Annotated in this window: 10 protein-coding genes; 6 read left to right on the forward strand and 4 right to left on the reverse strand. The window is 75.2% G+C overall.

What is annotated here, in order from left to right; translation table 11 throughout:
- The first annotated feature begins 9 nt into the window (after positions 1-9).
- Together IFT72_RS09970 and IFT72_RS09975 are read left to right on the forward strand one after the other, a co-directional pair.
- Positions 10-5,445, forward strand: a complete 5,436-nt coding sequence (locus tag IFT72_RS09970; protein WP_192046292.1) for a DUF6531 domain-containing protein — start codon at positions 10-12, stop codon at positions 5,443-5,445.
- Positions 5,442-5,837, forward strand: a complete 396-nt coding sequence (locus tag IFT72_RS09975; RefSeq protein ID WP_192046293.1) for a hypothetical protein — start codon at positions 5,442-5,444, stop codon at positions 5,835-5,837. Before IFT72_RS09970 ends, IFT72_RS09975 begins: the two co-directional genes overlap by 4 nt.
- A gap of 216 nt (positions 5,838-6,053) precedes the next feature.
- Here IFT72_RS09975 and IFT72_RS09980 read toward each other — a convergent pair whose 3' ends face one another.
- On the reverse strand, positions 6,054-6,620 hold the full coding sequence (locus IFT72_RS09980; protein WP_192046294.1) for a hypothetical protein: 567 nt from the start codon (positions 6,618-6,620) through the stop codon (positions 6,054-6,056).
- A gap of 108 nt (positions 6,621-6,728) precedes the next feature.
- Complete coding sequence (locus tag IFT72_RS09985; protein ID WP_056059034.1) at positions 6,729-6,911, reverse strand: PspC domain-containing protein; 183 nt, start codon at positions 6,909-6,911, stop codon at positions 6,729-6,731.
- Positions 6,912-7,064: 153 nt separating this feature from the next.
- Here IFT72_RS09985 and IFT72_RS09990 point away from each other — a divergent pair, with 153 nt between their 5' ends.
- Positions 7,065-8,756: an ABC-F family ATP-binding cassette domain-containing protein gene (locus IFT72_RS09990; RefSeq protein ID WP_167260232.1), complete on the forward strand. Its 1,692-nt coding sequence runs from the start codon at positions 7,065-7,067 to the stop codon at positions 8,754-8,756.
- Positions 8,753-10,003: an SGNH/GDSL hydrolase family protein gene (locus tag IFT72_RS16650; RefSeq protein ID WP_192046295.1), complete on the forward strand. Its 1,251-nt coding sequence runs from the start codon at positions 8,753-8,755 to the stop codon at positions 10,001-10,003. The genes IFT72_RS09990 and IFT72_RS16650 overlap by 4 nt, the downstream gene beginning before the upstream one ends.
- Before the next feature lie 99 nt (positions 10,004-10,102).
- Here the strand turns inward: IFT72_RS16650 and IFT72_RS10000 are convergent, their stop codons facing one another.
- Both IFT72_RS10000 and IFT72_RS10005 read right to left on the reverse strand, forming a co-directional pair.
- Positions 10,103-10,753, reverse strand: a complete 651-nt coding sequence (locus IFT72_RS10000) for a hypothetical protein (protein ID WP_192046296.1) — start codon at positions 10,751-10,753, stop codon at positions 10,103-10,105.
- 478 nt (positions 10,754-11,231) lie between these two features.
- Positions 11,232-12,539 (reverse strand): MFS transporter, encoded by a 1,308-nt coding sequence (locus IFT72_RS10005; RefSeq protein WP_192046297.1) that lies wholly within the window; start codon positions 12,537-12,539, stop codon positions 11,232-11,234.
- Between the two features lie 474 nt (positions 12,540-13,013).
- Here IFT72_RS10005 and IFT72_RS10010 point away from each other — a divergent pair, with 474 nt between their 5' ends.
- Together IFT72_RS10010 and IFT72_RS10015 are read left to right on the forward strand one after the other, a co-directional pair.
- Entirely contained in the window at positions 13,014-13,397 is a 384-nt protein-coding gene (locus IFT72_RS10010; protein ID WP_056057139.1) for a DUF2256 and DUF3253 domain-containing protein, read from the forward strand.
- Between the two features lie 145 nt (positions 13,398-13,542).
- Complete coding sequence (locus IFT72_RS10015; protein WP_192046298.1) at positions 13,543-13,905, forward strand: DUF202 domain-containing protein; 363 nt, start codon at positions 13,543-13,545, stop codon at positions 13,903-13,905.
- Positions 13,906-13,964 lie beyond the last annotated feature (59 nt).

A 13,964-nucleotide genomic window follows, 5' to 3' on the forward strand; every position in this document is an offset into this window, starting at 1 on the left:
GGAGCGGNCATGACCGATCCGTACGGCAACGAACCGCTGAAGTTCAGCTTCTGGGCGGCCGACAACCTGAAGTCGGCGTTCACGAACGCGGCGTCCGACGTCGAGGGGCAGACCGCCTCGCGCGCCTCCGCCGTCGAGACCGGCAAGCAGGAGTTCCGCGGGCTCTTCGCCGACCTCTTCGCCGAGAACGCGACCACGGCGGCGAGGGGCGCCGAGGGCCTGGTCGACAAGCTCCGCGAAGCTGCCGACTTCGTCGACCAGATCATGGAGTCGGCGAAGCGAGAGAACGCCCGCCGCAAGGAGGCGCGCGACTACACGCAGCGCCAGGCCGAGCGCAACGTGGTCGACCACGTCGTCGACGCCTTCACCGGCGGCGAGAAGGCCCCGACCACGAAGAAGGAGGACCAGCTCGTCCTCCGGGCGAGCTACACGCCGCCGCCCCGCGAGGTGCCCACGGGCGGGGGCGCGTCCGGCCCGACGTCGTCGGCCCTGCCGGCGAACCTGCGGTCGTTCGCCTCCTCGACGACGACGCTCGACGGCGAGCTCTCGTCGCGCCCCGGCACCCTGTCGTCCGCCCTCGACACCTTCTCGACGCAGTGCGACTGGGGCGAGTTCTCCGCCGACGGGCTCGTGCGCGCCCTCTCCGCCTGGCTCGACGACAACGCGAACGACGCCGCCTGGGCCACCACCGTCGCCGACAAGTTCGCGCAGGCCGGCGGCGAAGGGTCGGTGTCGACCCTCTCGAACGCCGCGATCGCCGCCTCGCTGCAGGCCGCCGGCATCGACCTCGGCCGCGACGACCTCGTCATCGAGCCACCGCAGGCCTACGGCGGAGCTCCGACGAACGGCTTCTCGGTCGACCCCGTCAACACCACCACCGGCAACTTCCTCGAGACCGAGGTCGACCTGCCGTTCGCGGGCGCCAGCATGACCCTGAGCGTCTCGCGCACCTACAACAGCCTCGACGGCACCGTCGGCCTCTTCGGGCCGGGCTGGTCGTCCGTCCTCGAGACGCGCCTGGAGCTCGACGACGAGGGCGCGACCTTCACGATGGGCGACGGCCGTCAGGTCGTCTTCCCGCGCCTCGGCGACGGCTGGGACCGCGCCGTCGGCGAGAACTGGTGGCTCGCCTCCGAGGGCAGCATGCTGGTCGTCCGCGACAACGCCGGCGCCCGCTGGGACTTCACCCCCTCGGGCACCTGGCTGGGGTCCGCCGGAGGCGCGGGCACGGCCGTGCAGGTCGCTCGCGGCTCCGACGACCTCCCGGCCCGCCTCACGCACGCCCGCGGCCGCTGGGTCGAGGTCGAGTACGTCGACGGCCGCGTCGCCGTGCTGCGCTCGTCGGACGGGCGCCGGGTCGAGCACTCGTACGACGAGGCCGGACGGCTGGTGGCCGCGACCACCGAGGCCGGCACCCGCCGCTACGGCTGGGACGACGCGGGGCTGATCACGACGGTGACCAGCGCCTCCGGCGTGGTCGAGGTGGTCAACTCGTACGACGACCGCCGACGCGTCGTCGAGCAGCTCACGCCCCACGGCCGCGCCGTGCGCTTCGCCTACCTGCGCGGCCGCGTCACGGTCGTCTCCGACCACGACGGCTCGCGCTCCGACACCTGGATCTCCGACGCCCGCGGCCGTCTCGTGGGCCTCCTCGACAGCTCCGACCAGCGCCAGTCGATGAGCTACGACGCCCACGGGAACCTCGTCTCGGTGATCGAGCGCGACGGCAGCGTGACCGTGCACGGGTACGACGAGCGCGGCCGCCGCGTGCGCACCGTCACGCCCGCCGGCGCCGACCTCACCTGGGGCTGGGACGACCACGACCGCGTCACCACCGTCGTCACCGAGTCGGGCGCCGTCGTGCAGTACGAGTACGCCGACGACGCCGATCGGGACCCCTCGACGATCGTCGACCCCGAGGGCGGGCGCACCGAGCTGGTCTGGCGCGACGGCCTGCTGCAGCAGGCCACCGACCCGACCGGCGTCGTGGTGCGCTGCCGCTACGACGAGCACGGCGACCTCGTCGAGACCGAGAACGCCCTCGGCGACGTCGCGCGCCTCGAGCGCGACCAGGCCGGGCGGCCCGTCGCCGCGGTGAGCCCGAGCGGCGCCCGCACGACCTTCCGCTACGACGCCGCGGGCATGCTCGTCTCGCGCCGCGACCCCGACGGCGCCACCTGGCGCTTCGAGAACGGCCCCGGCGGTCGCCGCACCGCCGTCGTGGACCCGCTGGGCGCCCGCACCGAGCTGAGCTACGCCGCGAACGGCGAGCTCGAGAGCACCACCGACGCCCTCGGCCGCGTCGTCACGCGCACGTTCGACGACCAGGCCGAGCTGGCCCGCGTCGTCCTCGCCGACGGCAGCGTGCAGTCGTTCACCTACGACGCCTTGTCTCGGCTGCGCACGGTCACTGACCCCACGGGGGGCGAGTGGACCCACGAGCACGACCTCGTGGGCGCGCTCACCGCCGTCGTCGACCCGACGGGGGTCAGGCAGGAGGCGCGGCGCGAGACCGCCGACGGCACGGCTACCCTGCGCGACGCGTTCAGCACCACGACCCTGCGCTTCGACGAGTTCGGGCGCCCGGTCTCGCAGACCTCCGCCGACGGCTCCGCCGAGCTGACGACCTACGACCGCTGCGGCCGCCCGGTCGAGCTCGTCGACGGCGAGGGCGGCCTGACGCGCCTCGAGCGCGACGCGGCCGGCCGCGTCGTCGCGGTCGTCTCCCCCGGCGGCGCCCGCACCTCGTACGAGTACGACGCGTGCGGACGACCGGCCGCCAGCACCGACCCGCTCGGCGCCCGCACGACGCTGACCCACGACGCCGACTCCCGGGTCGTGGCCCGCACCCTGCCCACCGGCGAGGTCGAGCGCATCGCCTACGACGCCGTCGGGCGCGTCGTCTCGCGGCACGTGCCCGGCGCGGGCACCGCCCGCCTCGGCTACGACGCCGCCGGACGGCTGACCTCCAGCCAGGACACCCGCCACGGCCGGCGCCGCTTCCGCTACGACGCCGTCGGGCAGCTCGTCGAGGCCGTCGACGGCCTCGACGGCGTGACCCGCTACGAGCACGACGAGCGGGGCCGCGTGGTCTCCGTCACCGACCCGCTGGGCGGCGTCACCCGCCGCGCGTTCGACGGCGCAGGCCGCCTCGTGAGCTCGACCGACCCGCTCGGCCGCACGACGACCACCGGGTGGGACGCCGCGGGCCGACGCGTGCTGCGTCGCGACCCCGACGGCCGCGAGACCCGGTGGAGCCACGACGCCGCCGGCCGCCCCTCCACGATCACGGTCGAGGGCCGCGAGACCGCGGCCCTCCACCTCGACCCCGCCACGCGCACCCTGCGCGTGGTCGACCGCTCGCGGGGCGAGGGCGTCGACGTCGAGCACGAGCTGGTCTTCGACCGGCGCGGGGCGCTCGTCCGCCGCGCGCGGGGCTCCGAGGCGATCACGTGGGAGCACGACGCCGACGGCCGCCTCGCCGCCCGCGTCGACCCCGACGGCACCCGCACCGAGTACCGCCGCGACGCCGCCGGCCGGGTCGTCTCCGTGTCGCACGCCGGGGTCGAGTCGACCCTGTCGCACGACGCCTCGGGACGCCTCGTCGGGTCGGTCGCGGGCGACGTGGCGCAGACCTGGCGCTACGACGACGGCGAGCTCGTCGAGCACGTCACGACCCGCCTCGACGGCGTGTTGAGCACGCTCGTCGAGCGCGACGACGACGGTCGCATCCGGCGCGTCGAGGGCGTCGACGGCGCTGTCGAGCATGAGTACGAGTACGACGCGGCCTGCCAGCTGCGCTCGGTCCGCGCCTCCGGAGGTGCCCTCACCACCTGGGAGTACGACGCGGCCGGACGAGTCGTGAGCGAGTCGGCCGACGGTGCCGTGTCGCGCTCGACCTACGACGCGGCGGGCCAGCTCGTCTCGCGCGAGCTGCCCGACGGGCGCCGTCTCGACTACGTGCACGACGGCCTCGGCCGCCGCGTGCGGGAGATCGCCGACGACGGCTCGTACGTCGAGTACGCCTGGTCCGACCTCGGGTCGCTGGCCTCGGTCGTCGACCGCGACCCCGACGGCGCGGTCGTGCGCCGCACCGACCTCTGGGTCGACGCGCTGGGCGAGCTCGCCGCGATCGACGGCGTCGAGACCTGGTGGGACACCGCCAGCGCCGTCCCCGCCCTCGTCTCCGTCGGAGGCGCGTCGGTGTTCACCCTGCCGGGAGGCGCGACGCAGGTCGGCGACGACTGGCTCGGCCCGGCCTGGCGCGGCGTGCGGGCGACCGACGCGGGCGACCCCTGGGGCTCGGCCGACGCCTCCTCGGGGCTGGCGGGCCTGGAGCTGCCCGGAGGCGCGTCGCTGACCGCCACGGGCGGGCTGCAGATCGGCGGCCTCGAGTGGCTCGGCGCGCGGGTCTACGACCCGTCTGCCCGCGGGTTCCTCTCCGTCGACCCGCTCGCACCCGTCACGGGCGCGGCGTGGTCGGGCAACCCGTACTCGTACGCCGGCAACGACCCGATGCACGCCGTCGACCCGCTCGGGCTCCGGCCCGCGACCGACGCCGACATGAAGGCGTTCGCGACCGCGAACCAGGGCGCCTTCGCCGCCGCGGGCACGTGGTGGGACGAGAACTGGGAGTACGTCGCTGCGGGCGCCGCGATCGTCGGCGGCGTCGCGCTCATGTGCACCGGCGTCGGCGGGCCCGCCGGCATCGCCCTCATGGCGGCCTCGGGAGCCCTCCTCTCGGGCGGCATCTCGGTGGCGTCGCAGAAGGCCACGACCGGCGAGGTCGACTGGGCCAAGGCCGGCGTGGACACCCTGATCGGCGGGGTCATGGGAGGCGCGGGCGCCGCGGCCGGCGCCTGGGCGACCGGCAGCCAGGCAGCCCGGTCGGCCCTGGCCGTGTCGAACGGCATGAACCGCGTCGGCACCGCCGTCGGCGGCGCGGGGCAGCGCGCCCTCGCCACAGCCGGACAGGCGATCATGTCGGAGACCGGCAAGAAGGTGGTCGCGAACGGAGTCGTCGGTGCCGCAGGCAACTTCGGCACCTACGCGGCGACCACGGACGAGTGGCACTGGGACGAGGCTCTCGGGGCCGCCGGCAACGGCTTCGTCAGCGGCGGCACGGGAGCGTACGGCGGCCGCTTCACCGGCGAGCTCACCGGAGCGGCCGGGTTCCTGGCGAACGGTGCCGTCGGCGCCACCAGCAGCCTGCTCGGCGGAGGGGCCGAAGCCATCATCAGCAACGAGGGCTACCAGCCGGCCGACCTCCTCTGGAACGCGGGGAGCGGCTTCGTCCTGGGGCAGATGCCGGAGGCGGAGGGCACCCCGGGCACCGACCCCGGCTGGGGCATCCACTTCGGCAACGCCGGTGCCGGGCAGGTCGCCAGCTGGGGTGCGGACTCGATCCACGAGGTCGGCGTCGGCATTGGTATCTTGCCACGATGAGCAACGAGACAGCCAAGGGCAAGCCCCGGCGGGACCTGACGGACGACGAGATCGCGAAGGGCACGGTCGTGAACCGGTGGGTGCGCCGTGCCCTGGCCGCGGGCCTCGTCGCCTCGCTCGTCGTCGCCGCGGTGGTCGTGCTGAGGGTGCCCCTCGACACCACGATCGCCTACCGCGGGAACGGTCGCGACGTGGGCCTGCCCGTGCTGGCGCTGCTGCTCGTGCCGCTGATCTTCGTCATCGGGCTGTTCAAGTCACGCGGCCCGGATGCCGGCAAGGTCCCCGAGGCAGAACGCCAGTTCATCGTGGTCGGGTACCCGATCTTCATGGTGCTCGCCCTCGGCGGGCAGCTGTGGTTCGCGGCGTTGTTCTTCGACGCGGCAGGGGCCTGAGGCCGCGACGGTGACCGTGGTGTCGACGGAGGAGGAGCTCGAGGAGGGGCGCGTCGCCTACCTGTGGGGCAGCAGGGCGATCCTCGTGACGAGCCTGTTCCTCGCAGCTGTCGCGATCTAAGTGTCCACGCAGGTCCCCCTCGACACGACGATGGCCTACGGCCGGTCGAGCGGCGCCGAGGGCCGCCAGCGGGCCTCGGCGAGGAGGCTGACGACTCAGCCCAGAGGCTCGTAGGGCAGGACGGTGCCGTCGCCGCAGCGCACGGAGTCCGAGGCGCCGGCGACCGAGAAGGTGATCTCCGGGGTCCAGTCGGACGCCTCGAAGTCGGCCAGCGTGCCCACGCTCTTGGGGTAGACCGCCGTCACGACGTCGCCGGAGGCCGTGGCGGCGTCGGGCACGTCGACGCCCTCGTCGTCGCCGACGGCCGCGGTGGCGGAGCGGAAGGCGCCGCCCACGAACTCGGACGACAGCAGCGCCTCGCCGTCGTCGCTGCCGAGGATGAGCTGGAAGGTCGCCTCCTCGGTGTCGCCGTCGACGGGCAGGCCCGTGAAGACGACCTGGTAGGAGTCGCTGGTCTCGGTCAGCTGGACGGTGCCGGTCACCGCGCCCTCGAGGTCGCAGGAGGCCTCGCCCGGCGTCGTCGCGGGAGTCGAGGTGCTCGCCTCGGGGCTGTCGCCGCCGGCCGCCTGGTCGGACGAGCCCGCCGAGCAGCCCGCGAGCAGCACGCTCAGCAGCACCGCCCCGGTCGCTCCGATGGCCCGTGTGCTCGTCGTCGACGTCATGGTCGTCTCCCCCTCAGGTGGCGTGTGGCGGCCGGGTGGGGCCGCGTCGTCGACGCTAGCAGCCCGGCCACGGACCTGTCGGTCCGCCGGACGTCGCCCCGGGAGGGCTCAGCTCTCCTTGGGGAAGAGAACCCAGAGGACGACGTAGAGCAGCACCTGGGGGCCGGGGAGCAGCAGCGACGCGACGAAGATCACGCGCACGAGGAACGGGCTGAGGCCGAAGCGGTTCGCGAGGGCGGCGCAGACGCCCGCGATCATCTTGCCGCGGCGGGGACGAGTGAGGGTGGCCATGCGCCCAGCGTGCCAGCCGAGGCTGGGGCGTGCCCGAGCGTCGACGACGCCTCGGCCGTGGCTCGTCCCTCCCCAGGGCGTGGCCGTCCCCAGGAGCACGCCCGACCCGGCGCCGACCTCGGGGCTCACCCTCCGGCCTGGGATGATGGGGGGATGAGCGCATCACTCGTGGCCAAGGGCCTCGCCGGCGGCCACGGGCACCGCACGCTGTTCGACGACCTCGACCTCACGGTCGCGCCCGGCGACGTCGTCGGCGTGGTGGGCGTGAACGGGGCCGGCAAATCGACGCTGCTGCGCCTCCTCGCGGGCGTCGACGAGCCGCAGGCCGGCAGCGTCACCCTCAGCCCGGGCGACGCCTTCGTCGGCTGGCTGCCGCAGGAGCACGAGCGCGTGCCGGGCGAGACGGTCGCCGGGTACATCGGGCGCCGCACGGGCAGCACGCAGGCCACCGCCGAGATGGACGCCGCCGCCGCGGCCCTCGGCGAGGTCGACGCCGCCCCGCGCGCCGACGGGCTCGACCCGGCCGACGTCTACTCGACGGCGCTCGACCGCTGGCTCGCGAGCGGGGCGGCCGACCTCGACGACCGCCTCCCCCAGGTGCTCGCCGACCTCGGGCTCGACAGCGACGGCGACGGCGCGGTCGGCCCCGCGTCGCTGATGACCGCGCTGAGCGGCGGCCAGGCGGCCCGCGTCGGCCTCGCGGCCCTGCTGCTCAGCCGCTTCGACGTCGCCCTGCTCGACGAGCCCACCAACGACCTCGACCTCGACGGCCTCGAGCGGCTCGAGCGCTTCGTCGAGGGGCAGCGCGGCGGCATCGTGCTGGTCAGCCACGACCGCGAGTTCCTCGGCCGGTGCGTCACGAAGGTGCTCGAGCTCGACCTCGCCCAGTCGTCGAACCGGGTCTTCGGCGGCGGCTACGACTCGTACCTGGAAGAGCGCGAGACTGCGCGGCGTCACGCCCGCGAGGCCTACGACGAGTTCGCCGACAAGAAGGCCGACCTCGTCGGCCGGGCGCGCACCCAGCGCGAGTGGTCGAGCCAGGGCGTCCGCAACGCGATGAAGAAGGCGCCCGACAACGACAAGATCCGTCGCAAGGCGTCGGCCGAGTCGAGCGAGAAGCAGGCGCAGAAGGTGCGCCAGATGGAGAGCCGCATCGCTCGGCTCGACGAGGTCGACGAGCCCCGCAAGGAGTGGCAGCTCGAGTTCACCATCGGCTCCGCGCCGCGGTCGAGCGCGGTCGTGTCGACGCTCAGCGGCGCCGTGTTCCGCCAGGGCGACCCCGAGACGGGCGAGTTCGTGCTCGGGCCGGTGTCGCTGCAGGTGGCGGGCGGCGACCGCATCGGCATCACCGGGCCGAACGGTGCCGGCAAGTCGACGCTGCTGCGCGGCCTCCTCGGGCGGCAGGCGCCGACCGAGGGCGGCGCGAGCACCGGCACCAGCGTCGCCGTCGGCGAGATCGACCAGGCCCGCGCGCAGCTCGCCGGCACCGTGCCGCTCGCCGAGGCGTTCGAGGCGCTCGTGCCCGACTGGCCCCAGGCCGAGGTCCGCACGCTGCTCGCGAAGTTCGGGCTCAAGGCCGACCACGTCTCTCGCCCGGTCGACGAGCTCTCGCCCGGCGAGCGCACCCGCGCGGGCCTCGCCCTGCTGCAGGCCCGCGGCGTCAACGTGCTCGTGCTCGACGAGCCCACCAACCACCTCGACCTCGCGGCCATCGAGCAGCTCGAGCAGGCGCTCGAGACGTACGAGGGCACGCTCCTCCTCGTCACCCACGACCGCCGGATGCTCGAGACGGTCCGCCTCGACCGGCACTGGCGGGTCGAGGGCGGCAGGGTGACCGAGTCGTGAGGGCCGCACCGCGACTCCTCTCGCGCCTCGGCGTCGTCGCGGGCCTGGGGCTGCTCGGCCTCGGGCTGACGGCGTGCACCACGGGCGAGACGGCGCCCGCCGCGGAGACGTCGGGCTCGGCGAGCTCCCCCGCGCCGAGCGCCACGGGCCCGTCAGGCGCCTCCGGCTCCTCCTCGGCCGACGACTGGGCGACCTGGGACGCGGCCCTGGCCGACGTCGACGTCGAGCCGGCCCGCTGGCTCGCCGTGGGCGACTCGATCACCGAGGGGCAGGGCGCCTCGTCGCTCGGCACCCGCTGGGTCGACCTCACGCGGGACGGGCTGCGGGCGGCGCACCCGGTCGAGGGAGTCGCGGGCGGGGTCGGCTACCGCCCGGCCGCCTTCGCGACGTACGGACCCGACTCCCCCTGGGCGCAGTGGGCCACCGCCCGTGACGGCCGCACCACGGCGGTCGCCGACGTCGCCGACCTGGGGCGCCGCGCCGTCGAGCTCGACACGGGCTCCAGCCTCCGGTACGACACTGTCGGCACCGACCTCGACCTCTGGTGGACGCCGGGCGAGGGGGCGTTCTCGTACCGCGTCGACGCGCAGGCGGACGTGGTGGTCGACACGGCCGCAGGTGGCTCAGGCGCCTCGGACGCCTCCGGCACGGTCGGCGTGACCGAGGTCACGGGGCTCGCCGCCGGGCCGCACGTCGTCACGATCTCGGTCGCCGACGACGCCCCGGCGAGCGTGGTGCTGCAGGGCCTGGCCCAGTTCGACGGAGACCGCGGGCGCGGCGTCACCCTGTACGACTCGGCACGCTCGGGCGCGACGGTGTCGACGTTCACCGACGACCTCGACGGGTTCCTCGCCGCGGCCGGGGCGGCGCAGCCCGACCTCGTGACGATCACGCTGGGCGCCAACGACGCCGTGACGACGAGCCCCGACGACCTCGCGGCCGGCTACACCACGCTGATCGAGGGGCTGCAGGGCCTCGACTCCGCCCCGTCGGTGCTGGTCGTGGACGAGTTCACGCCGGCGCTCAGCGTCGCCTCGGCGTGGAACGGATCCGCCGCCGACTACCGGAGCGCCGTCGAGGAGGTCGCCCGCCAGACGGGCTCCGCGCACGTGACGATCGACGACGCCCTGGCCGGGTCGGGGGTCGCCGACCTCGGCTCGCTGCTGTCGGCCGACGGGCTGCACCCGAACGACGCGGGGCAGCGTGTGCTGGCCGACTACCTGACGGCGACGCTCGCGCGGGGCTGAGCACTCGTCACCGGTCACCAGAGGGGGACCACGACCTCGCCAGGGGACCGGGCCGCGGCGCGGTGCCCGGGCGGGGTCGTGGTCCCGTCGGCTGCCCGGCTAGTCGAGCAGGGCGTACGTCAGCGCGAGGGTGTCGTCGGTCGAGAGCGGCTCGTCGCCCTCGCCGGCGGCGGTCGAGCCGACGATGACGAGGCCGTGCGGCGTGATGACGCTCGCCTGCGTGGTGGGCACGTCGGCCTGGTCGATCGTCGACACGAACGCCCGTCCGCCCACCGCCGAGGCGAGGCCGTCGTCGACGGACTCGGTGCCCTCGGACGCGGTGATCTGCGAGACCTGCTCGTCGATGGCCGCGGCGTCGAGCTCCTGCGCGCTCGCGAGGGCGATGATCGCCGAGCCCTCCTGGGGCTCGACGCCCGGCGTCGACCAGATGCACTGCACGCTGGAGGCGCTGGTGCTGCCGCCCTCCTGCAGCTCGAGGCCGTCGATCGAGCCGCCGAGCGCGGTGCCGACGTCGTCGCACGAGGCGAAGGAGGTGAGCGTGCCGCTCTCGGGAGCCTCGGCCTCCAGGGCCGAGCCGCCGGAGCCGCCCGCGCCGTCGCTGTCGCCGCCGCCGTCGCTGCCCGCGCCGCTGCCGCCGCTCGCGTCGCCCGAGTCGTCGCCGCCGGCCGTGCAGCCGGTGAGCAGCAGGCCGAGCGCGAGGGCCCCGGTGGTGAGGGCGGTCAGCGCCGCCCTCGAAGTCGTCGTGGTCATGGGTCCCCCTGCTGTCGCCGGCGACGCTCGTCGTCGCCGGACCGGGCCACCCTACGCGGCGGAGCGACCGCCCGGCCCTGGCCGCGGAGCGCGCCCGGCCGGACGGCTCCCGGCGACGGCGGGTACCGTCGACCGCCCACGACCACCACGAAGGAGACCCTCATGGCCTCGCTGCTCCGCCGCCTCGCCCCCCTGCTCATCCCGATCATCATCCGCCAGGTCCAGAAGCGCACCGGCAAGGGCGGCTCGACCGGCACGGGCGGCAGCACGCGCCGTCGCTGAGCGACGCCACGGGCGACCCGTCACCTGAGGGAGGCGCGGTGCCGGCACCGGAGCGGGGTCGCGTCGAGCGCGACCCGCCCTCGGTCCCGGCACCGCGCCTCCGTCGTGTCCGGCCGCGCGTCCGCCGTGTCCGGCACCGCTACTCCGTCGCGTACCGGTACCGCGCCTCCGTCGTCCGGGGTGGACCCGGCGTGCGTCAGCGCGGCGAGCGCCGCATCAGGACGGCGTCGGTGACGAGCACGACGACGAGCATCACCGCGGCGACGACGACGTAGAGCAGCGGGAGCACGTCGAGACCGGCTCCGTCGAGCACGAGGGCGCCGATCAGGGCACCGCCGCCGATGCCGGCGTTGAAGCCGGTCGTGTAGAACGCGCTCGCGATGTCTCGGAGGCGCGACGGGGCGACCTGCAGCATCTTCGTCTGGAACAGCGGCGGCAGCGCGCCGAACGTCACGCCCCAGACGACGAACGCGACGAGCGACGGGCCGGGCTGCCCCTCCAGCGCCACCATCGCGAGCACGGCGACGACGACCACGGCCATGCCGACCGGGATGGTGATGCGCGGGCGCTTGCCGAGGAACCAGCCGACGAGCAGCAGGCCGACGCCGCCCGCGATGCCGAACGCGAAGAGCGCGAGGCTGAGCTGCGACTCCTCGATGCCGGTCGAGCGCACCAGGTACGGCGCGATGTAGGTGAAGAACGAGTAGTGACCGACCATGAAGACGGCGGTCACGACGCAGCTGAAGACGATGCCGAGCACCGACGGCGCGGGCATCCGGCGGCGCGCCGTGGTCTTCGCCGACGGCGTGGTCGCGGCGGCGGAGGCGGCGGCGGACGTCGAGTCGGCCGCGTCGACGGTCGGCACGGCCCCGGTGACCGTGCTCGGGTCGGGGGCGGGCACCGGCGGCAGCAGCCGCCAGACGAGCAGCGCGCCGAGCGCCATGGCTCCCGCGAGCACGCCGAACGCCGCACGCCAGCCGAGGGCCTGGCCGAGCGCCGTGCCGAGCGGCACGCCCAGCACGAAGGCGAGGGTGCCGCCGCTCATGGCGACGGCGAGCGCGCGGCCCACCTGCTCACGGGGCACGAGGTGCGCCGCGTAGGCGCCGCCGATCGCCCAGAACATGCCGTGGGCGAGGCCGCCGAGGATGCGCGACGCCACGACCAGCTCGTAGCTCGGCGCGATCGCGGTGAGCGCGGCGCTCACGGCGAGCACGGCGATCAGGCCGACGACGAGCAGGTGCCGCGGCAGGCGGCGCGTGAGGTGCGTGAGGGTCGTGCTGGTGAGCACGACCGTGAACGCGAAGACGCTGACGAGCAGGCCGATGGCCGACTCGGTCACGCCGAGCTCGCTGCTCATCTCGGGCAGCAGGCCGGTCGGCAGCATCTCGCCGGAGATGGAGAGGAAGGTCGCGACGGCGAGCGCGAGCAGGCCGGCGAGGGGGAAGCGGGTGGAGCGTCCGTCACCGGCCGGGAGGCGCGGGGGACGCGGAGGTGCGAGGGTCATGGAGGGTCTCGGTCAGTCGGCGGGCGCCGTTCTCTCGACCCGTGGTGCACGGGGAGGATGGTGATCCCGACTGCGCGCTGTCGTGCACGCCCGGGGCCGCGCGTGACGCACGACCACCGTCGAGGGTACGCGACGCGGCCGCGAGGCGCCAGGGTGTGGGGCGGGCGGGCGGGCGCTTGGCGCTCGGCGCTCGGCGCTCGGCGCTCGGGGCTCGGGCGCGGCGGCGTGCGTGCGTGCGGCAGGCACGGGTGCGGCGGGTGCGTTCCCCGGGGCGGGGCGGGCGGAGGAAGACGCGAGTGATCCGGGGATCGGCCCCGCGCCTCCCGCCTGTTCTCGTCGTCGGCGGGCTGATCACTCTCAAATTTGAGAGGACAGGAAGAGCGGAGGAGCGGAAGAGCCGAGGAGCGGTAGGCGGGCGGGCGCTCGGCGCTCGGCGCTCGGGCGGCTCACGGAGGCGGGGAGCAGCATGGGGCCATGCCCGAGCACGACGAGAAGACCTGCCGCTCGTGCGGCCGCCGCATCGAGTGGCGCAAGAAGTGGGCCGCGAACTGGGACGAGGTCGCGTACTGCAGCGACGCGTGCCGCAAGCGCAAGGTGTCGGCGCTCGACCGGGAGCTGGAGGAGCGCATCCGATCGCTCCTCGCCAGCCGGGCCGCCGCCTCCACCATCTGCCCCTCCGACGTCGCCCGGTCGATCGCTCCCGATGACGAGGCCGCCTGGCGTGACCTGATGGAGCCGGTGCGCCGCGCCGCCCGCCGCCTGGTCGCCGCGGGCGAGGTCGACATCACCCAGGGCGGGTCGGTCGTCGACCCGTCGACGGCGAAGGGGCCGATCCGCATCCGTCGCCACCGCGGCTGACCCGCGCGCGGCCCGGCGAGCCGGCCGCCGCGAGCCGGCCGCCGCGTCGGGCACCACGTCCTCGCACGCGAACCACGCCGCGGCGTGGTTCCCGTGCTGGAAAGTGGTTCGTCGCCCCGCGGGCCGCCCGCAGTAGCGTGAGGGGGTGACCGCGCGCCGCTTCCCCTCGTCCGTCTACGGCGTGGGCAGCGAGCCCGACGCCCGCTTCACGCTGGCGAACGAACGCACCTTCCTCGCGTGGATCCGCACCGCCCTGGCCCTGCTCGCCGGCGGCGTCGCCCTGGAGGCGCTCGGGCTGGGCCTCGAACCGCACCTCCGGCTGGCCGCCTCGCTCGTGCTCATCGTCGCCGGCGTCACCACCCCCGTGCAGGCCTGGTTCGGCTGGGCCCAGGCGGAGCGGGCGCTGCGGCTCGGCCGCCCGCTGCCCTCGGCTCGGCTGGCGCTGCCGATCGGCGTCGCCGTCGTGGTGGCCGGGGTGCTCGTGCTGCTCGCGGTGGTGCTCGCGTGACCCGGGGGCCGGCCGGGACGTGCCGGGGGGCGGCGGGGCTCACGCGCGCGGCGCCGCGC

The organism is Frigoribacterium sp. CFBP 8754 (assembly GCF_014841815.1).
In the GTDB taxonomy this organism is placed as follows: Bacteria; Actinomycetota; Actinomycetes; order Actinomycetales; family Microbacteriaceae; genus Frigoribacterium; species Frigoribacterium endophyticum.